The 22,269-nt window shown below is 60.7% G+C and carries 19 protein-coding genes; 8 read left to right on the forward strand and 11 right to left on the reverse strand.

Going from position 1 to position 22,269, the window contains the following annotated elements:
• Genes BN3544_RS11025 through BN3544_RS11035 form a run of 3 tightly spaced genes read right to left on the reverse strand, consistent with a single transcriptional unit; the run spans position 1 to position 3,022 of the window.
• On the reverse strand, positions 1-378 hold the full coding sequence (locus BN3544_RS11025; RefSeq protein ID WP_019429447.1) for a DUF934 domain-containing protein: 378 nt from the start codon (positions 376-378) through the stop codon (positions 1-3).
• Between the two features lie 18 nt (positions 379-396).
• Positions 397-2,205 carry a nitrite/sulfite reductase gene (locus tag BN3544_RS11030; RefSeq protein ID WP_019429448.1) on the reverse strand — a complete coding sequence of 603 codons (1,809 nt, stop codon included), beginning with the start codon at positions 2,203-2,205 and terminating at the stop codon, positions 397-399.
• A 25-nt stretch (positions 2,206-2,230) separates the two neighbouring features.
• On the reverse strand, positions 2,231-3,022 hold the full coding sequence (locus BN3544_RS11035; protein WP_019429449.1) for a sulfite exporter TauE/SafE family protein: 792 nt from the start codon (positions 3,020-3,022) through the stop codon (positions 2,231-2,233).
• 552 nt (positions 3,023-3,574) lie between these two features.
• On the opposite strand from BN3544_RS11035, the gene BN3544_RS11040 reads away from it, so the two are divergent.
• Positions 3,575-4,774 (forward strand): ABC transporter substrate-binding protein, encoded by a 1,200-nt coding sequence (locus BN3544_RS11040; protein ID WP_019429450.1) that lies wholly within the window; start codon positions 3,575-3,577, stop codon positions 4,772-4,774.
• A gap of 19 nt (positions 4,775-4,793) precedes the next feature.
• Here the strand turns inward: BN3544_RS11040 and BN3544_RS11045 are convergent, their stop codons facing one another.
• The 3 genes from BN3544_RS11045 to BN3544_RS11055 form a co-directional block, all read right to left on the reverse strand.
• Positions 4,794-6,398, reverse strand: a complete 1,605-nt coding sequence (locus BN3544_RS11045) for an FMN-binding glutamate synthase family protein (protein WP_155820400.1) — start codon at positions 6,396-6,398, stop codon at positions 4,794-4,796.
• A gap of 56 nt (positions 6,399-6,454) precedes the next feature.
• Positions 6,455-7,705: an FAD-dependent 5-carboxymethylaminomethyl-2-thiouridine(34) oxidoreductase MnmC1 gene (gene mnmC, locus BN3544_RS11050; protein ID WP_231733957.1), complete on the reverse strand. Its 1,251-nt coding sequence runs from the start codon at positions 7,703-7,705 to the stop codon at positions 6,455-6,457.
• Between the two features lie 64 nt (positions 7,706-7,769).
• Complete coding sequence (locus BN3544_RS11055; RefSeq protein ID WP_019429453.1) at positions 7,770-8,042, reverse strand: oxidative damage protection protein; 273 nt, start codon at positions 8,040-8,042, stop codon at positions 7,770-7,772.
• A 214-nt stretch (positions 8,043-8,256) separates the two neighbouring features.
• Here BN3544_RS11055 and BN3544_RS11060 point away from each other — a divergent pair, with 214 nt between their 5' ends.
• Together BN3544_RS11060 and BN3544_RS11065 are read left to right on the forward strand one after the other, a co-directional pair.
• A complete protein-coding gene (locus BN3544_RS11060) occupies positions 8,257-9,033 on the forward strand; it encodes a ferredoxin--NADP reductase (protein WP_019429454.1) in 777 nt (258 codons plus the stop codon).
• Positions 9,030-9,527: a disulfide bond formation protein B gene (locus tag BN3544_RS11065; protein WP_369814607.1), complete on the forward strand. Its 498-nt coding sequence runs from the start codon at positions 9,030-9,032 to the stop codon at positions 9,525-9,527. The genes BN3544_RS11060 and BN3544_RS11065 overlap by 4 nt, the downstream gene beginning before the upstream one ends.
• Here BN3544_RS11065 and BN3544_RS11070 read toward each other — a convergent pair.
• A complete protein-coding gene (locus BN3544_RS11070; protein ID WP_019429456.1) occupies positions 9,511-9,984 on the reverse strand; it encodes an Lrp/AsnC family transcriptional regulator in 474 nt (157 codons plus the stop codon). The two genes, BN3544_RS11065 and BN3544_RS11070, sit on opposite strands and share 17 nt — an antisense overlap.
• 113 nt (positions 9,985-10,097) lie before the next feature.
• Between BN3544_RS11070 and BN3544_RS11075 the strand changes: the two genes are divergently transcribed.
• Entirely contained in the window at positions 10,098-10,787 is a 690-nt protein-coding gene (locus tag BN3544_RS11075; RefSeq protein ID WP_026036552.1) for an aspartate/glutamate racemase family protein, read from the forward strand.
• Between the two features lie 8 nt (positions 10,788-10,795).
• Complete coding sequence (locus BN3544_RS11080) at positions 10,796-11,638, forward strand: class II glutamine amidotransferase (protein ID WP_019429458.1); 843 nt, start codon at positions 10,796-10,798, stop codon at positions 11,636-11,638.
• Positions 11,639-11,975: 337 nt separating this feature from the next.
• Here BN3544_RS11080 and argA read toward each other — a convergent pair whose 3' ends face one another.
• Positions 11,976-13,322, reverse strand: a complete 1,347-nt coding sequence (argA, locus tag BN3544_RS11085) for an amino-acid N-acetyltransferase (RefSeq protein WP_019429459.1) — start codon at positions 13,320-13,322, stop codon at positions 11,976-11,978.
• Between the two features lie 102 nt (positions 13,323-13,424).
• Between argA and hrpA the strand changes: the two genes are divergently transcribed.
• On the forward strand, positions 13,425-17,630 hold the full coding sequence (hrpA, locus tag BN3544_RS11090; RefSeq protein ID WP_019429460.1) for an ATP-dependent RNA helicase HrpA: 4,206 nt from the start codon (positions 13,425-13,427) through the stop codon (positions 17,628-17,630).
• On the opposite strand, the gene BN3544_RS11095 is transcribed toward hrpA, so the two are convergent.
• Positions 17,590-18,531, reverse strand: a complete 942-nt coding sequence (locus tag BN3544_RS11095) for a LysR family transcriptional regulator (RefSeq protein ID WP_050999084.1) — start codon at positions 18,529-18,531, stop codon at positions 17,590-17,592. The two genes, hrpA and BN3544_RS11095, sit on opposite strands and share 41 nt — an antisense overlap.
• 112 nt (positions 18,532-18,643) lie before the next feature.
• Between BN3544_RS11095 and BN3544_RS11100 the strand changes: the two genes are divergently transcribed.
• A complete protein-coding gene (locus BN3544_RS11100) occupies positions 18,644-19,036 on the forward strand; it encodes a tautomerase family protein (RefSeq protein WP_019429462.1) in 393 nt (130 codons plus the stop codon).
• 146 nt (positions 19,037-19,182) lie between these two features.
• Here BN3544_RS11100 and BN3544_RS11105 read toward each other — a convergent pair whose 3' ends face one another.
• Together BN3544_RS11105 and BN3544_RS11110 are read right to left on the reverse strand one after the other, a co-directional pair.
• On the reverse strand, positions 19,183-19,518 hold the full coding sequence (locus BN3544_RS11105) for a helix-turn-helix domain-containing protein (RefSeq protein ID WP_026036553.1): 336 nt from the start codon (positions 19,516-19,518) through the stop codon (positions 19,183-19,185).
• Positions 19,493-19,774: a BrnT family toxin gene (locus BN3544_RS11110; protein WP_019429465.1), complete on the reverse strand. Its 282-nt coding sequence runs from the start codon at positions 19,772-19,774 to the stop codon at positions 19,493-19,495. Before BN3544_RS11110 ends, BN3544_RS11105 begins: the two co-directional genes overlap by 26 nt.
• A 218-nt stretch (positions 19,775-19,992) precedes the next feature.
• Between BN3544_RS11110 and BN3544_RS11115 the strand changes: the two genes are divergently transcribed.
• A complete protein-coding gene (locus tag BN3544_RS11115) occupies positions 19,993-22,212 on the forward strand; it encodes an OsmC domain/YcaO domain-containing protein (protein WP_019429466.1) in 2,220 nt (739 codons plus the stop codon).
• Positions 22,213-22,269: the final 57 nt, after the last annotated feature.

Below are 22,269 nucleotides of genomic sequence, written 5' to 3' on the forward strand. Positions count from 1 at the left end.
TCAGGCCATTTCTGCAAAATGGGGTTGTGTGCCCACAGCAGAGCCTTGGTAGAACCCGGCAAAGCGGTCGAACTGGCGTTGTGCAGCCGAGGCATCCAGGCCTTCGCGCAGCACGGCCACGTCAAAGCCGGTGCGCTGCATTTGCACCAGTTGGTCGATCAGCACGTCGCCTGTGGCACGCAGTTCACCTGCAAAGCCCAAACGGCGGCGCAGCAAAAAGGCTTGGCTGTAAGCGCGGCCATCGGTGAATTTGGGAAACTGAAGGTCGATGCGTGTCACGCCATTCAAATCGAGCGTGCGCGGGTCCACGTCGTTGGCCAGCGTCAGGACGGCAGGCGATTCAAGGGATTGGTGTTCTTGGGCGGTGATGATTTTCATGGTCTTTTCTTCCCGTGTTCAGGCGGTCTGGGCATCGGCAGCCGGATGACGCGCTGCATTGGCCGCAGCCTTGAACGGGTCTTGGCCCACGCGGCGCAGGGTTTCAATGAAGTATTCGTCGCGACCTTGCTCGGGCTGGCGCAGGGCTTTGTAGGTGTTGAGGATCGCTTCGATCACGTCGGGCACTTCGAAGGACGAGAACGACGGGCCAACCACTTTGCCAGCGACCGTGGGGCCTGACAGCGCTTTGCCGTCTGAGCCACCCAGCGTGACCTGGTACCACTCCTTGCCATCTTTGTCGACACCCAGGATGCCGATGTGACCGCTGTGGTGGTGACCGCAGGAGTTGATGCAGCCGCTGATGTGGAAGTCGATGTGGCCCAAGTCATCGAGCTCGTCCAGGTCTTGGTAACGCTCGGTGATGGCCGCAGCCAGTGGCAGCGAACGGGCGTTGGCCAGTGCGCAATAGTCGCCGCCGGGGCAGGCGATCATGTCGGTCAGCAGGCCGATGTTGGGCTGGGCCAGGCCCAAGGCTTTGGCTTCGAGCCACAGCGCGTGCAGTTGGTCCAGCCGCACCCAGGGCAGCACCAAGTTTTGGGTGTGCGTGACGCGGGCTTCGCCAGCGGAGTACTTGGCCACCAAAGCGGCAGAGGCCTCCAACTGGTCGGCGCTGGCGTCACCGGGGGCTTGGCCCATGCGCTTGTACGACAGTGTCACAGCGCGCAGGGCTGGGTTTTGGTGGGGCTGCACGTTTTGCGCGATCCAGCGGGCAAAGGCGGGCGTTTTGGCCGCTTCGATGCTGACATCGGCTTCGGCCTTGGCAGCCCACTCGGCATCGGACAAAGGCAGGTTGAGCGCGGGCGCGGCAAAGCACGCGGCCACGCGGTCGAACTCTGCTTGCGGGATGGTGTGCAGGCCGCCGTCCTTGACCAGAATGTCTTGGTACTCGGATTCGACTTCGTCAAAGTAGCGCTGGCCTTCGGCCTTGACCAAAATTTTGATGCGGGCCTTGTACAGGTTGTCGCGGCGGCCCCAGCGGTTGTAGACGCGGATCACGGCTTCGAGGTAATTCATGATCTGGTTCCAGGGCAGGAACTCGCGGATCACGGTGCCCACCACGGGTGTGCGGCCCATGCCGCCACCCACCAGCACTTTGAAGCCCACTTCGCCAGCGGCGTTTTTGACCATCTGCAGGCCCACGTCGTGCCAGCCAATGGCGGCGCGGTCTTCGGCAGCTCCGGTGATGGCGATCTTGAACTTGCGCGGCAAAAAGGCGAATTCAGGGTGCAGCGTGCTCCACTGGCGGATCATCTCTGCATAGGGGCGTGGATCGACCACTTCGTCCACGGCCACACCGGCCAGCGCATCGGTGGTGGTGTTGCGGATGCAGTTGCCGCTGGTCTGGATGCCGTGCAGGTTCACACTGGCCAAAAGGTCCATCACGTCGGCCGATTTGGACAAGGGAATCCAGTTGAACTGCACGTTTTGGCGGGTGGTGAAGTGACCGTAGTTGGTGGTCAGCTTGGGTGCCAAGCCCGCGATTTTGTCTTGCGTGGCTTGGGCTTCGGCCAGCAGAGCGGCGTCGGGCGTGTCGTAGTCGCGGGCGATTTGGGCCAGCACTTTGAGCTGAGGTGCCGAAATTTCGCCATAAGGCACGGCCACGCGCAGCATGGGGGCGTAGCGCTGCACGTACCAGCCGTTTTGCAGGCGCAGAGGCTTGAATTCATCGCCCGTGAGTTGGCCGGCCTGAAAGCGCTCCAGTTGGTCGCGGTGTTGCGCGGCGCGGGCGCGAACGAACTGTTTGTCAAATTCGGTGTAGTGGTACATGGTGTAACGGCAGGTCAGAAGAAATTCAGATCAAAACCAGTTTGGTGCCAGCCCAGGCCAGCAAAACGGAAAGCAGGGAACGGATCACACGGTCTGGTGTGTGTTGCGTCAGGCGCGAGCCCAGCCAGATGCCGGGCAAAGAGCCCGCCAGCAGTTTGGCCAGCAAAGGCCAGTCCACCGAGCCCAGTGATGCGTGGCCAAGGCCTGCAACCAAGGTAAGAGGCACGGCATAGGCAATGTCTGCGGCCACGATGCGCGGCAGCGGCAGCATGGGGTAAAGCAAAAGCAACACAGTGACGCCAATGGCCCCCGCGCCGACCGAGGTGAGCGTGACCAAAGTGCCGATCAGGGCGCCAAACAGCACAGGCAGGCTCCAGTGGCGCGGTGTGCTGGCCAGGGCTTCGTCTTGCGCGGCCAAATGCCGTGGTACTTGTTTGCCGCGCACGGCCTTGTAGAGCATGGCCGCCGCCGTGAGCAACAAGGCCACGCCCAAGGTGGTGGTCATCAAGGCTTGCACTTTGGGATCGGCAGGGCCTACCCAATGCAAAAAGCCCAAAGTCGCCAGGCAAGCCGGGATGCTGCCCGCGCTGAGCAAACCCACCACGCGCCAAGGCACGATGCGCTGACGCGCAAAGCTGATGGTGCCGCCCAGCTTGGTGAAAGCCGCAAAGAGCAAGTCGGTGCCCACGGCCATGTAAGGCTTCACGCCAAAGAAAAAGATCAACAGCGGTGTCATCAACGAGCCGCCACCCACCCCCGTCAGGCCCACGATGGTGCCCACGAAGAAACCTGCAAAGACATAAGCCAAATCAAACATGGGTGCGACTGTAAAGTCTCTTTATGCCTGAACAAACGATTTTTTAGTTGGTTATATATGTCGATTGCTTATAAGAAGTGCGGGCGTGAATTTGTCACTCCGATCCGCCCCCCGACCAGATCAGGGTCATGTCTTTTGAATCCGCCACCCCCGACCAGATCGGGGGTCCATGCCTTCGGTTTGGATGGATACCCGGTCAAGCCGGGCATGACAGGTCAAGCCGGGTATGACCGGCCGGGGTAGGTATCGCAAACATTCGTCACCCCCGACCAGATTGGGGTCATGTCTTTTGAATCCGTCACCCCCGACCAGATCGGGGGTCCATGCCTTCGGTTTGGATGGATACCCGGTCAAGCCGGGTATGACAGGTCAAGCCGGGTATGACAGGTCAAGCCGGGTATGACCGGCCGGGGTGGGTATGACAGGACAAGCCGGGTATGACCGGCGACCATTCAAGCTGTTCATGACCGGTGTTTTGTGTGTCAACTCCGCGACAGGGCAAAAACTGGCTGTTACAGTCACGATTTTCACCGTAACCCTAGGACTCATTTTATGAACCGCCTTATTGCCACTGGCCTGCTGACAGCCGCCGCCGTGGTCCCCGTATTTGCCCAAACCCCGATCAAGATCGGTGAGATCAACAGCTATTCCGCCATTCCCCAATTCACCCAGCCCTACAAGCAAGGCTGGCAGTTGGCGCTCGAACAGGTCAATGCCCAGGGCGGTTTGCTGGGCCGCAAGGTCGAAGTCATTGCCCGAGACGACGCGGGCAAGCCTGAAGAGGCGTTGCGCCACGCCATCGAGCTGACGTCCAAAGAAAAAGTCGATGTGCTGGCTGGCGGCTTTTTGTCCAACATCGGCTTGGCCCTGGCAGACCATGCCCACAAAAACAAGCGCCTGTTTGTGGCGAGCGAGCCATTGACCGATGCCATCGTCTGGGACAAAGGCAACCGCTACACCTTCCGCCTGCGCCCCAGCACTTATATGCAGGCGGCCATGTTGGTTGAAGAGGCGGCCAAGTTGCCCGCCAAGCGCTGGGCCACGATCGCGCCCAACTACGAATACGGTCAAAGCGCCGTCGCCAGTTTCAAGGAACTGCTCAAGGCCAAGCGCCCTGATGTGGAGTTTGTCAGTGAGCAGTGGCCAGCTCAGGGCAAGATCGACGCGGGCAGCACGCTCACGGCCACCATGGCCAGCAAGCCCGACGCCATTTTCAATGTGACCTTTGGCGCCGATTTGGCCAAGCTGGTGCGCGAAGGCAACCAGCGCAATGTCTTTCCCAAGACGCCGGTCGTCTCGCTCCTGTCGGGCGAGCCCGAGTACCTGGAAGTGCTGAAAGACGAAACGCCCAAAGGCTGGATCGTGACGGGCTACCCTTGGGACCAGCTCGACAACAAAGAGCACGCCAGTTTTGTGGCCAACTATTACAAAAAGTTCAATGAGAACCCCAAGGTGGGCTCGGTGGTGGGCTATGCCACTATGCAGGCGATTTTTGCGGCCATCCAAAAAGCCAATTCGACCGACAACGAGAAGCTGGTCATCGCCATGCGTGGCCTCAAGTTCAGCACGCCGTTTGGTCCGGCCGAATTCCGCGCGATCGACCAACAGTCCACCATGGGCGCTTATGTGGGCAAGCTTGACCAGCGCGGCGGCAAAGGCACCATGGTGCAGTGGCGCTATGCCGACGGCAAGGCTTACCAGCCCAGCGACGCGTATGTGAAGTCGCGCCGTCCGGCCGACGCGATGAAGTAAACGGGCCGCTCACAGCGGCTCAAGCGCTGGCCAAACCCCATTGTTGGGCACTGCTGGCTTCCCAGAAATCGGCAAAAGGACTGGGCAGAGGGGGCTTGCCGATGGTGGGGGACAGCAACTGGCCCGGTGCCAAGGTGTCCACCATGCTGGCCAAGCTGCGTGCTTGGCCTTGACCGTTGCGCACCATCAGGTGCTGTGGGCTGATCTCGCTGGGGCTTTGGAGTCCGGCGGCGCCCAGCAAGTCGGCCAAGGCATGCAGGGTGTTGGCATGAAAGTAAAACACCCGCTCGGCTTTGTCGGTGACCACAATCGCGCGTTGGCGCACCGGGTCTTGCGTGGCCACGCCTGTGGGGCAGTGGTCGGTGTGGCAACTGCGTGACTGGATGCAACCGAGCGAAAACATGAAGCCACGGCCCGCGTTGCACCAATCGGCCCCCAGGGCCAGGCAACGCGCCATGTCAAACGCCGAGATCACTTTGCCCGAGGCCCCGATCTTGATGCGCTCACGCAAACCGGCCCCGACCAAACTGTTGTGCACCAAGCGCAGACCGTCGCGCAAAGGCATGCCCACATGGTCCGCAAATTCGATGGGCGCAGCGCCTGTGCCGCCTTCGCCCCCGTCCACCACCACAAAGTCGGGTGTTTGTTGGGTCTGGACCATCGCTTTGACCAGAGAAAACCATTCTGCCGGGTGGCCCACGCACAACTTGATGCCCACCGGTTTGCCGCCCGACAACTGGCGCAGTTGCGCCACAAATGCCAACAACTCCAGTGGGCTGGCAAAAGCCGAATGCCGGGCCGGTGAGACGCAGTCTTGGCCCATGGGCACGCCTCGGGCTTCGGCGATTTCAGCGCTGACCTTGGCCTTGGGCAACACGCCGCCATGGCCGGGCTTGGCCCCTTGTGAGAGTTTCACCTCGATCATCTTGACCTGAGGCGACTGCGCTTGCAGTGAAAAGCGCTCGGGGTCAAAGCGGCCATCGGCTGTGCGGCAACCAAAATAGCCCGAGGCAATTTGCCAGATCAGGTCGCCCCCATGCTGGCGGTGGTGCACCGAGATGCTGCCTTCACCGGTGTCGTGCGCAAATTGGCCCATGGCCGCCCCCCGGTTGAGCGCCTGGATGGCGTTGGGTGACAAAGCCCCAAAGCTCATGCCCGAAATATTGAGCAGTGACAAGGCATAGGGCTGTGTGCACTGCGATTCGCCCACTTGGATGCGAAACGAGGCCGGGTCCAGTTGCACGGGCAGCAAGGAGTGGGCGAGCCATTCGGTGCCCGAGCTGTACATGTCTTTGATGCTGCCAAAGCCGCGCTTGTCGTTTTGCATTTTGGAGCGGGCATAAACCATGGCCCGCTGGTTGCGAGAAAACGGCAGTTTTTCCTCGTCATCCTCTAAAAAGTATTGGCGCAATTCGGGGCGGATGTATTCCAGTCCATAGCGCAGTCGTCCGGTCAAGGGGTAGTTGCGGCGCACCGCCTGTTTGGTTTGGGTGAAGTCGATCCAGCCCAGCGCAAACAGCACCGCGAAGCTGGCGCTGGCCCAGGCCGAAAAAGGCCAGGCCACGACGGCCGCAGGGGCTGTGGCCAGCCAAGGCAGATAGCGGGAGAAAGACTGACGGGCCATGAACTGCACTCCCAAAAACATCCATCGTAGATGGTGTTGGTGATTTTGGTAGATTTTTATGCGCGAATGTAGCGTTCTGCTGCCAAATGTTTGGCCAGTGACGGGGCCAAGGGCAAGGGCGTGTTGCACAACCACGCGGCGGTGAGTTCACCGCACAACACGGCCAGGCTGATGCCGCGTGCGCCCATGCCCGTGCAGAGCCACAGGCCCGGCAGACGTTGGCTGTCGATGGGCCCCACGGCAGGCAGGCGGTTGGGCAGGGTGCAGCGCAAGCCGGCCCAGCCGTGGATGTGCGCCGGGCCAAACTGCTGCTGCATGGCTGCACCCAAGTTGGGCAGCAAGGTGGCCAGACGCAGCTGGTTGGCGGCGTGGTCTTCTTCGCGCACGGGCGCTTGTTCGCAGTTGCGCTCAAAAGTAGAGCCGATGAACCAGCCCGGCTGGCCGTCTGGCGTGGGCACACCGCTGATAAAACTGCCGTGCCCGTTGACCGGAAAGGGCGGCAGTAGCTGGCGCTGGGCGTCGTTCAAATCGTGCATGTGGCCAAAACTGACTTGCCCACGCAAAGGGTTCAAGGGCACGGCAAAACCGGGCAGGGGCTGCAGTAATGCCAGGCTGTCAAAGGCGCTGGCCACCACCAGCAAGGGGGCTTGGCCCAAGGCCCGGCCTTGGGCATCGGTCACTCTCCACAGGTCGCCGCGTCGTTCAATGGTGTTGGCTTTGTGCTGCCAAAGCACCTGCACACCCGGGGTTTGCAGTTGCGCCGCCACCAGTTGACGGGGCCTGATCCAGCCAGCCTGTTCATGCCAGAGTGCAGGCGTTCCGAGGGGCAGACCCGCTGCCGCGACTTGTTCGGCGCTGGCCTGCACGCTCCCTTCGTGGGGGCTGTCAGGGGTGCTGTCTTGGGTGTTGTCTTGGGTGTTGTGTTGATCTGACTTGGCCGTGGGCAGCCTGCGTTTGCCGGCCAGGTTGTGTTCCAGAACGCCTGTCGGGGCCCAGTCAGTGCCGCGTTGCAGCAGCGTTTGCGCGCGTTGCAGCGTGGCCTGAACGCCTGCCCGCGTGATGCGCGAGAGCACGTTGTCGTCGGGTGAGACATGGGGCGCGGCCAAACCCGCAGGAAGGCCCGATGCGCCAGCGCCAATGCCTTTTGCTTGGTCGATCACCGTGACCGCCCAGCCCCGCAAGGCCAAGCTGTGCGCCACGGCCGAACCCGACAGGCCTGCACCGATCACCAGGGCCTGGGATGGGGCAGGGTTGCTGTGGTCGGGTCCGATGTGGCTCTGGTTGGGGGGCAAAAAGGGCTGGCTCAAATCAGCGGTCAGCGGTCAGCGGGCCGTGGTCAGCGGTCAGCGGGGCGTGGTCAGTGGTCGGAGGTCAATTGGCCGGTGGCACGTAGCCTTGGGCGGCATCAGCGCCGGAGCCAAAGAAGTGGTTTTCCATCTGGCGGGCCAGGTATTGGCGGGCACGCAAATCGGCCAGGTTCAAGCGGTTTTCATTGACCAGCATGGTCTGGTGCTTGAGCCAGTCGGCCCAGGCTTGCTTGCTTACACTTTCCCAAATGCGCTTGCCCAAATCGCCGGGGTAGGGCGGAAAGTCCAGGCCTTCTGCTTCGGTGCCGAGTTTGATGCATTGAACGGTGCGTGCCATGGTGTCTTTCAGCCTTGATCTGTCTTAAGAAGCACTGGTTATACGGATATAAAATTTCAGTATTTCCAGTTTGAAGCGGTTCACATGAAAATACGGCCTGTTTTGCGACAGGGACGATTTTCTTGTGGTCTTTGAGGCCGCAACTGTAGCAAGCTTTCTGTATCCCTTCAGTGGCGATGGGGCTCATGTCCCTGCCAAAACACCTAAAAATCAAATGAGTGCTTTTCTTGAAGAACGCGTTTTGAGCGTTCACCACTGGACGGACCGGCTGTTCAGCTTCACCACCACCCGTGACCAGGCCCTGCGTTTTTCAAACGGGCACTTCACCATGATCGGTTTGCGCGGTGACAACGGCAAACCGCTGTTGCGCGCTTATTCCATCGCCAGCGCCAATTACGAAGAGCACCTGGAGTTTCTGAGCATCAAGGTGCCCGACGGCCCGCTGACCTCCAAGTTACAACATATCCAGGTGGGCGACACCATTGTGGTCGGCCGCAAGCCCACAGGCACCTTGCTGTGCGACTACCTCTTGCCCGGCAAAAACCTCTACCTCATGTCCACCGGCACCGGTCTGGCGCCGTTCATGAGCATCATCCGCGACCCCGAAACTTATGAGCGTTTTGAAAAAGTGATCCTGGTGCACGGCGTCCGTCAAGTGAATGAATTGGCGTACCACGACTACATCACCCAAGAGCTGCCGGCCAACGAGTTTCTGGGCGAGATGGTCACCAAACAACTGCTGTACTACCCCACCGTGACTCGGGAGCCCTATAAAAACCAGGGCCGCCTGACCGATTTGATCGAAAACGGCAAGCTGTTCGCTGATCTGGGCTTGTCCAAGCTCGACCCTGAAACCGATCGTGTGATGATCTGCGGTAGCCCCGGCATGCTCAAAGACCTCAAGCGCATTTGCGAAGAGCACGGCCTGAAAGAAGGCAACACCAGCACGCCGGGTGCGTTTGTCATCGAACGCGCATTTGCCGAAGCCTGACCATGAACATGAACTCTCTGACCCCCTCGCGCCTGCTGGCTCTGATCGCCCTGTCGGGCACCGGCATGCTGGTCTTCGGCCTGTATTTGCAACATGTAGTGGGCCTGAATCCTTGCCCCATGTGCATCGTGCAGCGCTATGCGCTGATTGGCGTGGTGGTGTTCGGCGCTATCGGTTGGCGCCTGCGTGGCTGGGGGCTGACTGTGTCAGCCTTGTTGCTGGCGCTGGCGGCGGGCTTTGGTGGCTTTACGGCAGCACGCCAAAGCTGGCTGCAGTGGTACCCGCCTGAAGTCGTCACCTGTGGGCGCGACTTTTACGGCATGGTCGAAAACTTCCCCATCAACCGCGCCATCCCCATGATTTTCAAAGGCAGCGGCGACTGCACCAAGGTCGACTGGACCTTTTTGGGGGGCTCCATTGCCAACTGGTCTTTCGTGGCGTTTGTGGTGTTTGCGCTGGCGGGCTTGCTGATCGCACTCAAGTCACGTAAGTGAGTGGCATCGCCGTGGTGAACTTGAGTTCTTCCATGGCGAAACTGGAGCTGACGTCGGACAACGGCACCTGCTGAATCAGCTGTTTGTAAACCAGGTCGTAAGCGGCAATGTCGGGCACCACCACCTTGAGCAGGTAGTCCACATCCCCGCTCATGCGGTAAACCTCGACGATTTCCCCAATGCCCTGCACGGCAGCGCGAAACCTCTCCAGCCACGGCACGTCATGGTCGCGGGTGCGAATGGCCACAAACACCGTCACGCCCAAGTTCACCTTTTGCCTGTCCACCAAGGCCACCTGTCGGGCCAGAATGCCCAACTCCTTGAGCCGCTGAACGCGCCGCCAGCATGGCGTCGGTGTCAGGTGCACCGCGGCCGCCAATTCGTTGATGGGCCAGTCGCTTTGGGTTTGCAACAATTCCAGAATCTTGCGATCTATGGCATCAAGTTTCTTCTTCATGGCCGTATTGTAGAAAAATATGCCTTGAAACAAGCATTTGATGCATCACATTGCAATTTCATGCTTCAAATTTGGTGGCAAACTTCTGTCATCAATCCGCAGAGTCGCACAACATGAAAAAAATTGGTCTGATCGGTGGCATGAGCTGGGAGTCCACGGCCCTTTACTACCAAAACATCAACCGCGATGTGGCGCGGCGTCTAGGTGGTTTGCGCTCGGCGCGGGTGCACCTCGTCAGCCTGGACTTTCAGGAAATTGCCGATCTGCAAAAGCAGGGCGACTGGCTCCGAATGACTGAAATTTTGCAAACGGCGGCCCGCCAATTGGAAAGCAGCGGGGCAGAAGTCTTGCTGATCTGCACCAACACCATGCACCGCATCGCCCCTGAGGTTCAATCGGTGACCCCACTGCCTTTGCTGCACATTGCCGACGTCACAGCTGATGCGGTTCTTGCGGCCGGGCTGCACAAGGTCGGTTTGCTGGGCACCCGATTCACCATGGAACAAGCGTTCATGCGCGACCTTCTGGCCGCACGCGGGATCGCGTGTCTGGTCCCCGATGAAGCGGGCCGGGCCGAGGTGCACCGGATCATTTTTGAAGAGCTGTGTCGAAGCGTGGTGCTGGAAAGTTCACGTCAAAAACTGATCGCGCTGGTGCAGCAACTGGTCGCACAGGGCGCGCAAGGGGTCATTTTGGGATGCACCGAATTGACTATGATTCTGCGGCCCGATGATGCTGGCGTGCCCAGCTTTGACACCACCGCGCTGCACGCCATGGCGGCAGTTGATTTTTCCTTGTCCTGAGACTCACCATGTGCCAACTGATGGGCATGAGCTGCAACAACCAGGCAGCCACCACTTTTTCTTTCACCGGGTTTTCGGCACGCGGTGGCCTGACGTCGGACCACGTAGACGGCTGGGGCATTGCCTTTTATGACGGCAAAGGCTGTCGCGTGTTTCAGGACGACATGCCCGCCAGCGCATCGCCGCTGGCCGATTACGTGCGAGAGCACCCCATCAAATCCAGGGTCGTGGTGGCGCATGTGCGCAAAGCGACTCAGGGCGATGTGCAGTCGGCCAACTGCCACCCCTTTCAGCGCGAATGGTTGGGGCGCACTTGGGTATTTGCACACAACGGTGACTTGCGCAATTTTGAGGTGCCAGAGGGATGTCAGGACACCCCCGTGGGCACGACCGACAGCGAGCGGGCCTTTTGCACCCTCATGAGCCGTTTGCGCAATCACTTCAAGGACCGGCAAGAGTCACCTGAATGGCCCGAACTGGCCCCGATCTTGGCCAACATCAGCGCCGAGTTGGCTGGGTACGGCAACTTCAACATGCTGCTCAGCGACGGGCATGCCGTGTTTGCGCATTGTTCAACGCATTTGCACCAATTGACCCGGTGCCATCCTTTTCCCCATGCGCGTTTGGTCGACCGTGAAATGAGCCTGGACCTGGGGCCACTCAATGCCGAAGGCGACGTCATGACCTTGCTGGCCACCGAGCCCCTGACCCTGAACGAGCCCTGGCAGGCTCTGCAGACAGGCGAGTTCCGCGTTTATGTGGACGGCCGTGAGGTCTGGCGTGAAGTGAACCCTCAAACCCGCGCCTTCGCCGCAGCCGTGCCCGACCCGAAGTTGTCGCACCCGGCCTAATTCGTCGTACCCGGCCTAATTCTTCGCACCCGGCCTAATTCTTCGCACCCGGCCTAATTCTTCGCACCCGGCCTCTTTCTTACACCGCGCCTAATTCGTCTTACCCGCGAATGCGGGTATCCATAGCAGTCAAAGGCATGGACCCCCGATCTGGTCGGGGGTGACAGATTAAGAAGGCATGGACCCCCGAGCTGGTCGGGGGTGACAGATTAAGAAGGCATGGACCCCCGAGCTGGTCGGGGGTGACAGATTAAGAAGGCATGGACCCCCGATCTGGTCGGGGGGGCGAGGCAAGGGGGCTGGGCCCCCCGAACTGGGCAAGGGGAAGAAGGCCCGTTTACAGCTTCTTGACCAGCACCTGGCTCTTGCGGTCCCAGTTGTACTTGCGTTTGCGCGCCTCAGGCAGCCAGTCCGGGTCCACCTGCACAAAGCCGCGTTTGATGAACCAGTGCATGGTGCGCGTTGTCAGCACAAAGATGCTTTTGAGGCCCATGGCACGGGCGCGTTGTTCCACGCGCTTCAAAATCTTTTCGCCATCGCCTTGGCCTTGCGACTGGGGCGACACGGTGAGCGCCGCCATCTCGGCCGTTTTGGCTTCGGGGTAAGGGTAGAGCGCTGCGCAGGCAAAGATCACGCCATCGTGGTCGATGATGGTGTAGTGGTCCACATCGCGCTCGATCTCGGTGCGGTCACGCTTGACCAGGGTGCCGTCTTTTTCAAACGGCTCGATCAACTGCAAGATGCCGCCCACATCGTCGGCGGTGGCTTCGCGCAGCTCTTCGAGTTTTTCATCGACCACCATGGTGCCGATGCCGTCGTGCACGTAAATCTCCAACAGCAAAGCCCCGTCCACCGCAAAAGGCAAGATGTGCGAGCGCTCCACACCTTCTTCGCAGGCTTTGACGCAGTGCTGCAGGTAAAACCCGATGTCGGTCGGCTCGGTCGGTCGCGGCAGCGAGGCCAGCAGCTGTTTGGCAGCGGCCAAGGGCAACTCGGTGTCGATCGGGTTGTCTTCGCTGGCGGGCTCGCCCGGTTGCATGCGAATGCCTGCGATCTCGGTCACAAAAATCAGCTTGTCGGCCTGCAACTCGGCAGCCACGCTGGTGGCCACTTCCTCCATGGCCAAGTTAAACGCCTCACCGGTGGGCGAAAAACCAAACGGCGACAGCAGCACCATGGCCCCCATGTCCAGGGTGTTGGTGATGCCCTGCACATCGACCTTGCGCACCAAACCCGAGTGCTGAAAATCCACCCCGTCCACAATGCCCACGGGGCGGGCGGTGATGAAGTTGCCCGAAATCACCCGCACCGTCGAGCCCGCCATGGGCGTGTTGGGCAGGCCTTGGCTGAAAGCCGCTTCGATCTCATAACGCAGCTGGCCCGCTGCTTCTTGGGCGCAATCGAGCGCCACGCTGTCGGTGATGCGCATGCCGTGCGAATATTTGGGCGCATGGCCCTTGGCCGCCAGTTGTTCGTTCACTTGCGGGCGAAAGCCATGCACCAGCACGATCTTGACCCCCATGCTTTGGATCAGCGCCAAGTCTTGCGCCAAGTGCGCCAGCTTGCCAGCGGCAATCGCCTCGCCCGCAATGCCCACCACAAAGGTCTTGCCCCGGTGCATGTGGATGTAGGGCGCCACCGACCGGAACCAGGGCACGAAAGTGAAATTGAAGACTGTGGGCATGGGCGGCAAAGGTGCGGTGAAGGGGCTGCGAAAGTGGCAGGGTGCGCGGGACTGGGATAATCCCCCGCTGTTCTTGCCTTGATTTTCACAGAAGTTTCCGCCTTGTCTGACACCCCCCTCCAAATCGAGTTCCCCGAAGGTCTGCCCGTCTCGGCCCGCCGTGACGAAATCATGGCCGCCATGGACCAGCACCAGGTCATCATCGTGTGCGGTGAAACCGGCTCGGGCAAGACCACGCAGCTGCCCAAAATTGCCTTGGTGCTGGGGCGCGGCAAGCTCAACGCCAAGCCCGGCGAACGCGCCCGCATGATCGGCCACACCCAGCCCCGGCGCATTGCGGCCAGCTCGGTGGCCAAACGCATCGCTGAAGAACTCAAGACCCCGCTGGGCGAGGTGGTGGGTTTCAAGGTGCGGTTTCAAGACCGCTTGAGCAAAAACGCCTCGGTCAAGCTGATGACCGACGGCATCTTGCTGGCCGAAACACAAACCGACCCGCTTTTGCAGGCCTACGACACCCTCATCATCGACGAGGCGCACGAACGCAGCCTGAACATCGACTTTTTGCTGGGCTACCTGCGCCAGATCCTGCCGCGCCGCCCTGACCTCAAGATCGTGGTCACCTCGGCCACCATCGACGCCGACCGCTTTGCCAAACACTTCGCCTCACGCCACGGCCCGGCCCCGGTCATCATGGTCTCGGGCCGCACCTTCCCGGTGGAGCAGCGCTACCGCCCGTTTGAAGAGTCGCGCGACTACGGCCTGAACGATGCGATTGCTGACGGCGTGGATGAACTCTGGCAGGGCGGGGCAGGGGGCGACATCCTGATCTTTTTGCCGGGCGAGCGCGAAATCCGCGAAGCCGCCGACCACCTGCGCAAACACCTGGCGCACCAGCCGCTCACGCGCAACGCCGAAGTGCTGCCGCTGTTTGCCCGCTTGTCGCAGGCCGAGCAAGACCAAATTTTTGAAGCCTCCAATGGCCGCCGCATCGTGCTGGCCACCAACGTGGCCGAAACCTCGCTCACAGTGCCCGGCATCCGTTATGTGATCGATGCAGGCACGGCCCGCGTCAAGCGCTACAGCCTGCGCAGCAAGGTCGAGCAGCTCTTGGTCGAGCCCATCAGCCAGGCCGCTGCCAACCAGCGTGCAGGCCGTTGTGGCCGCGTGGCCAACGGCATTTGCATCCGCCTGTACGACGACAAAGACTTTGCCGCCCGCCCGCGCTTCACCGACCCGGAAATTTTGCGTTCATCATTGGCGGGCGTCATCTTGCGCATGAAGAGCCTGCACTTGGGTGTGGTGGAAGACTTTCCGTTCATCGAAGCGCCTTCCAAACGCGCCATCACCGACGGCTATCAACTGCTGGCCGAGCTCGGCGCAGTGGACGACGACAACGAACTCACGCCCATTGGCAAAGAGCTGGCCCGTCTGCCGCTGGACCCGCGAGTGGGCCGCATGATTTTGGAAGCGCGTGGCCGCGAAGCGCTCGATGAAGTGTTGGTGATCGCCAGCGCCATGAGCGTGCAAGATGTGCGCGACCGCCCCATGGACGCCCAAGCCCAGGCCGACCAACAACACGCCAAGTTCGACGACGACAAGAGCGAGTTCACGGGATACCTCAAGCTGTGGAAATGGATTCACGATGCCCGTGGCGGCCCAACGGCCCATGGACACCCGGTCAAGCCGGGTGTGACAAGCAGGGAGCAGCCGGGTGTGACAAGTAGGGAGCAGCCGGGTGTGACAAGTAGGGGGCAGCCGGCTGTGACAAGCAGGGGGCAGCTGGGTGTGACAAGCAGGGAGCAGCTGGGTGTGACCAAAGGCGCGGGCTTGCCCGCCCCCTCTGTCATGCCCGCGAACGCGGGTATCCATGCGCCCACCCACAAACTCAGCAACCGCCAATACGAACAACTGCTGCGCCAAAACTTCATCAACATCCGCCGCGTGCGCGAGTGGCGCGACACGCACACCCAGCTGCTCACCGTGGTGGCCGAGCACAAGTGGCGCATCAACACCCAGCCCGCCAGTTACGAGCAACTGCACCTGTCCATGCTGGCGGGCCTGCTGGGCAACGTGGGCTACAAGCTCGAAGACGAAGAAGCCTATTTGGGCGCACGCGGCATCAAGTTTCACAAACACCCCGGTGCGCACCTGAGCAAGAAGCCGGGCCGCTGGATCGTGGTGGCCGAGCTGGTGGAAACCACGCGCCTGTTTGGGCGGGGCATTGCGGCGATTGAGCCGCAGTGGCTGGAGCAAGTTGGGGCGCACCTTCTGAAAAAGCAGTTGCTCGACCCGCATTGGGAAAAGAAATCCGCCGAAGTGGTGGCGCTGGAGCGTGCCACGCTCTATGGCCTGGTGGTCTACAGCGGGCGGCGCACCGCCTACAGCCGGGTGGACCTGCATGGCGCACGCGAAATTTTCATCCGCGAAGCGCTGGTGGGCCACCAGTGGGAGACCCAGCTGCCTTTCTTGGCCGCCAACCACAAGATGATCGCCAAGGTCGAAGAGCTGGAGCACAAGTCACGCCGCCAAGATGTGCTGGTGGACGACGAGCTGATTTACGCTTTTTATGACCAGCAAATCCCGCCCGAGGTGTGCAGTGGCCGCCTGCTCCAAGACTGGTATCGCGCCGAAAGCGCCAAGCAACCGCGCCTGTTGCTGCTGACCCGCGAAGAGCTGATGCGCCACGAAGCCGCAGGCATCACCACGCAGGCCTTCCCCAAACACATCCGCTTGGGCGGCACCGACTGCCAGGCCACTTATCTGCATGAGCCGGGTGACGCCCGCGATGGCGTGACCGTCACGGTGCCGCTGTTTGTGCTGAACCAAGTCAGCGAAGACCGTTGCGAATGGCTGGTGCCCGGCTTGCTCAAAGACAAAATTCAGGCCCTGCTCAAAAGCCTGCCCCAGCGCCCGCGCAGCCGCTTTGTGCCACTGCCCGAATCGGCCACGCGCCTGGCCGCCGAGCTGTCGGTGCTCGAGCTGTTTGGCAGTGGCTCGCTCACCGATGTGTTGCTCAAAAAAGTGCGCGACGAAACCAGCCTGGACGTGAAGCGAGGCGACTTTAAACTCGACATGCTCAGCCCACACCTGTTCATGAACCTGTGCGTGGTCGACGAACACGGACGCCAACTGGGCATGGGCCGCAACTTGGGCGCACTCAAAGGCGAGCTGGGTGCCAAAGCGCGTGGCGCGTTCCAGGCGCTGGCGCAGTTGAAAGTCGCGACTTCGACGCAAGCAGATGGACACCCGATCAAGTCGGGTGTGACGAGTGGACAGTCGGGTGTAACGAGTGGACAGTCGGGTGTAACGAGTGGACAGTCGGGTGTGACGAGAGGACAGTCGGGTGTGACAAAAGAAGTTGGCGACCGAGCCTCTTCTGTCATACCCGCGAACGCGGGTATCCATGCCCGCACAGGCACAGCATCCGCCAAAGCCGCTGCAGCGCCCAAGCCCCTGGCCCCCCAGCGCTACACCTCCTGGACCTTTGGCGAACTCCCCGAGCTGATGGAAATCAGCAAAGGCGGCCAGACCCTGATTGGCTTCCCGGCGCTGGTGGACATGCAAGACGCCGTGACCATCGAAGTGTTTGACGAGCCCGACGTGGCCGCCCACAAAAACCGAGCGGGCCTGCGCCGCCTGTTTGCGCTGCAAATCAAAGACGCGCTCAAATACCTTGAGAAAAACATCCCCGACCTGCAAAAAATGGCCGTGGCCTACATGCCGCTGGGTACCGCCGACGAGCTGAAAACCCAGATCATCGATGTGGCGTTGGACCGCGCCTTCTTGCTCGACCCGTTGCCCAATGACGAGACTACGTTCAAACGCCGCATCGAAGAAGGCCGAGGCCGCCTGACCTTGATTGCCAACGAAGTGGCCCGTCTGGCGGGCGCCATCTTGCTGGAGTTTGGCGCGGCCACCCGCAAGATCAAGGACACCAAAAACGCCCCCGAAGCGACGGCAGACTGCGCCCAGCAACTGCAACGCCTGATGGCCAAAAACTTCATGGCCGCCACCCCATGGCCACAGCTGCAGCACTATGCCCGCTACCTCAAGGCCATCACCCTGCGCCTGGACAAATACCGCGCCGACCCCGCCCGCGACGCCCAGCGTCTGACCGAGCTGAAGCCGCAAGAACAACGCTATTGGCGTCTGGTGGCCGAACGCAAAGGCGCGCAAGACACCCGCATGCTGGAGTTCCGCTGGCTACTGGAAGAGCTGCGCGTGAGCTTCTTCGCGCAAGAGCTGCGCACCCCGCAGCCGGTCAGCATCAAGCGCCTGGAGAAGGCTTGGGGGCAGTTGAATCATTGAGATTGGCATATGAATCAATGCCGCTCAGACACCTCGCCCAATAGTCCACGCACGCCCGGATCTTGGGCAGTCGGTGCCGCTCGGGCAGCATGACCGCATAGACCGGGATGTCGCGCACATCCAAGCGGTCACGCAGCAAGGGCACCAGTTCACCGGTTTGCACCCAGGGACGGGCCACGATGTCAAAGAGGCGAGCGATGCCAACGCCGTGCCGAACCAACGTGAGCATGATGGCCGAGTTGTCGGTCAGGCTTTGGCCTTTCACTGACCACGGTGCAGGCGTATCCTGCCTTTGCCATTGGTTCATGCTGGGGGCTTTGCTGTTGCCAATCAGGTGGTGGTGCGCTAGTGCGTCGGGTGTTTGGGGTGTGCCGTGCTGCGCCAAATAAGCGGGACTGGCGTACAGGGTGCGGCTGGCGTGGCCGATGGTGCGGGCTACCAGGTGGTCGCTGTGCACGTCGCCCGTGCGGATGGCGATGTCGATGCCGTCGCGGGCCATGTCGGCCAGGCGGTCGTCCACCACGATGTCGATGTGCAGTTGCGGGTAAAGCGCATACAAGCCCGGCAGACTGGGGGCAATCACGGCTTCGGCCACCGAAGCGCTCACGCCCACGCGCACCCAGCCGCTGGGCTGGCCTTTACGCAGTTGCAGTTCGGCCGCTAGCATCTCCGCGGTGTTCAGCATGTCTTGTCCATGTGCCAGCAGGGTGTCGCCTTCGTCGGTCAGGCTCAGTCCGTGGGTGCTGCGGTGCATGAGGCGCGCACCGCAAGCGGCTTCTAAGCGTGTGAGTGCGCGGGTGACTTGGCTGACCGGGATGTCGCGCTCACGGGCAGCGGCGGACAAGGAGCCCAGTGCTGAAATGCGGGCAAAAAGCGCGAGGTCGTGCAGATGAAATGGCATGGGCATTCCGGTTTGGTTTTGCAAATAACGTTGAACCGTTGTGCATTTTGCGCTGTTTCGGTCGGTTGGTTGTTTCTTTAAAGTGGTGTTTCACATTCACAGGAGAAAACACATGCCCATTTTGAACGTCTTGCTGAGTGGCCCGGCCCATTCGCAAACCACCCGCGAGGTGGCCGCGTTGCTGTCTGATCTGACGGCCCAGCTGTTGCACAAAAAGCCGGAGCTCACCTCCATCGCCGTGCGTTATGTCGAGCCCGAACATTGGGTCGTGGGTGGGCGCACGCTGGCCGAGCAGGGCTGTTCCAGCGCCTATGTCGAGATCAAGATCACGGACGAGACCAACACGCGGGCCGAAAAGGCCGCGTACATCCGGGCGGTGTTTGAGGGCTTGTCAGCCCTGATGCCCAACCTGCACCACGAAAGCTATATCCATGTGCATGATGTCCGGGCCGGGGCATATGGCTATGGCGGGCTGACGCAGGAATACCGGGCGCAGCACGGTTGAGTGCGTGGACAAGTCACGCCTGCACCGGCTGCGCCACCAGCTTCACTCCCAGCGCCGTGCAGACGCGGGCAATGGTGCCCAGCGCGTGAGTCAGCTCGGCAGCTTTGATTTTCCGGGACATGGTCGATGTACTTTTAATGCTTTGCTCAGTGCAATGCCGCCAGCGCTGCTTCGGGCGCTTTGTCCAAGACTTTGAGTAAGGCCTTGGCCGCGCCTGTGGGGCTGCGTTTGCCTTGCTCCCAGTTGCGGATGGTTTCCAGTGACACGTCAATCCGGGTGGCAAATTCGGCTTGGCTGAAGCCCAAGCGTCGGCGCACACGACGCGCAAATTTTGCAGCGTCTTGCTTGGACAGGTCTTCGTCGTGTGCGATTTGAATGGCAATTTGCGTGTCGGCCGTGGCATCCACTTGGGCTACGTTGATCCGCCCGGTGTGTTTGTTGGCTATTTTCCCTGGTTCAATTTTCAGTCGTGTCGTTGTCATATTCCTTGACCTCTCGGGTGTTGGCTTTTCTGGCAGAAATGATGCGTGTGGCTTGTGGGCGTGGGGTGTAGACCACGATAAAGATGCGTGAGTCGATGCGGCCCAGTAACTGGAATCGATCTTCGCCGTAGCTGTGTCGTTGGTCTGCCCGTACATGTCGATCTGGATCAAAAAAGGCTTGAGCTGCATAGGCAAAGTCAAAACCCCGTTCCTTGAAACAGGTCTCACTTTTGGCTTCGTCCCATTCGAAATTCATGCTTGAGTGTAGGCCAATGGCCCACATTCAGCAACTTTTTAAAGTCTGCGCGAAATGCAAATTAGTCAGATTAAGTTGTGCGTGCAGCAGAGCGAGCCAATACACCCAGTTCGCTGGGGTGCCCAGTTCAGGCAAACTACCCACCTTTGTTCACCTTCCCAGCCGCTGAATGACAGATTGTTGGCTGCTGGGGCGCATCTATTCCCCGGAACCACCGCATGGAAATCAAAGTCAATTTTCTCGACAAACTGCGCCTAGAGGCCAAGTTTGACGACTTCACCTTGCTGGCCGATCAGCCCATTCGTTATAAGGGCGATGGCTCTGCGCCGGGGCCGTTTGATTATTTTTTGGCGTCGTCGGCTTTGTGTGCGGCGTATTTTGTGAAGCTGTATTGCGAGACGCGCGGCATCTCCACCGAGCACATCCGCCTGTCGCAAAACAACATCGTTGACCCTGACAACCGCTATCTTCAGACCATCAAGATTCAGGTGGAGTTGCCAGCGGACATGTCCGAGAAAGACCGCCAAGGCATCTTGCGGTCCATCGACCGTTGCACGGTGAAAAAAGCGGTGCAAACCGGGCCGATCTTTCTGGTGGAGGCGGTGGACAACCTGGACGCCGACGCGCAGGCCTTGCTCACGCTCAAGCCCGATGCGCTCACCCAGACCCGCATCGCGGGCAAAGACTTGCCGCTGGAGCAGACCATCGCCAACATGACGGCGGTGTTGGCCAACCTGGGCATCAAGATCGAGATCGCGTCTTGGCGCAACCTGGTGCCCAACGTCTGGTCGCTGCACATCCGCGACGCGCATTCACCGATGTGCTTCACCAACGGCAAGGGCTCAACCAAAGAAAGCGCCTTGGCCTCAGCGCTGGGCGAATACATTGAGCGGCTGAACAACAACCACTTTTACGCCGGCGTGTTTTTTGGCGAAGACCTCGCGCAGGCCGACTTTGTGCACGACCCGCAAGAGCGGTGGTTCCAGCCCGGCAAGCGCGATGCGCTGCCCAAGGGCTTGTTGGACGCGCATTGCTTGCGCATTTACAACCCTGACGGCGAGCTCAAGGCCTCGCACCTGTTCGACACCAACTCGGGCAACACCGAGCGCGGCATTTGTGCGCTGCCCTATGTGCGCCAGTCCGACGGTGAGGTGGTGTATTTCCCGTCGAACTTGGTGGAAAACCTGTTTGTCAGCAACGGCATGAGCGCGGGCAACACGCTGGTGGAGGCGCAGGTGCAGTGCCTGTCGGAAATTTTTGAGCGAGCCGTCAAGCGCGAGATCTTGGAAGGCGAAATGGCCTTGCCCGATGTGCCACCTGCCGTGTTGGCCCAATACCCCGGCATCGTGGCGGGCATCGAGGCTTTGGAGGCGCAGGGCTTTCCGGTCTTGGTCAAAGACGCTTCGCTGGGCGGTGTGTATCCGGTGATGTGCGTGACCTTGATGAACCCGCGCACGGGCGGTGTGTTCGCGTCATTTGGCGCACACCCCCGTATGGAGGTGGCGCTGGAGCGCAGCCTGACCGAGCTGCTGCAAGGCCGCAGTTTTGAGGGCCTCAACGACCTGCCTGCCCCCACCTTCATCAGCAACGCCGTGACCGAGCCCAACAACTTTGTCGAGCACTTCATCGACTCCAGCGGCATCGTGTCGTGGCGTTTTTTCAGCGCCCAAGCCGACCACGATTTTGTGGCGTGGGACTTTTCTGCGCAGGGCCATGACGACGCCACCGGCACCGCCCAAGAGGCCGCCACGCTGTTTGGCATCTTGCAGGCCATGGGCAAAGAAGCCTATGTGGCGGTGCACGACCAACTCGGTGCCACCGCCTGCCGCATCTTGGTGCCGGGCTATTCTGAGGTCTATCCGGTCGATGACCTGATTTGGGACAACACCAACAAAGCGCTCTTGTTCCGCGCCGATGTGCTGAACCTGCACCGCTTGAACGACGAGGCCCTAGAGGCCTTGTTGGACCGCTTGGAGAACAACGAGTTGGATGACTACCTCGACGTGGCCACCCTGATTGGCATCGAGTTTGACGACAACACGGTATGGGGCCAACTGACGGTGATGGAGCTCAAGCTTTTGATTCACCTGGCTTTGCAACAGCTCGAAGAGGCCCATGAATTGGTGGGTGCGTTCTTGCAATACAACGACAACACGGTAGAGCGCCGCTTGTTTTACCAAGCCTTGAACGTGGTGCTGGAGGTGACGCTGGGCGAGGACTTGGCTTTGGCGGATTACGCCGTCAACTTTCGGCGCATGTTTGGCGACGAGCGCATGGATGCGGCCATCGGTTCGGTGGACGGCAGCGTGCGCTTTCATGGCCTCACGCCCACCAGCCTCCAGTTGGAAACGCTGGACCGGCACCAGCGCTTGCTGGACAGCTACAAAAAACTGCACGCGGCGCGTGCGCATGCGGCAGCAAAGCGGGCCATGGCTTAAACGAGCGCAGGGGCCCCGGCCAGCAGGCAGCGGCCAGCCATACTTGGCCGAAGTGGC

The sequence above is a fragment of the Limnohabitans sp. Rim47 genome, assembly GCF_001517545.1.
Taxonomy (GTDB): domain Bacteria; phylum Pseudomonadota; class Gammaproteobacteria; order Burkholderiales; family Burkholderiaceae_C; genus Limnohabitans_A.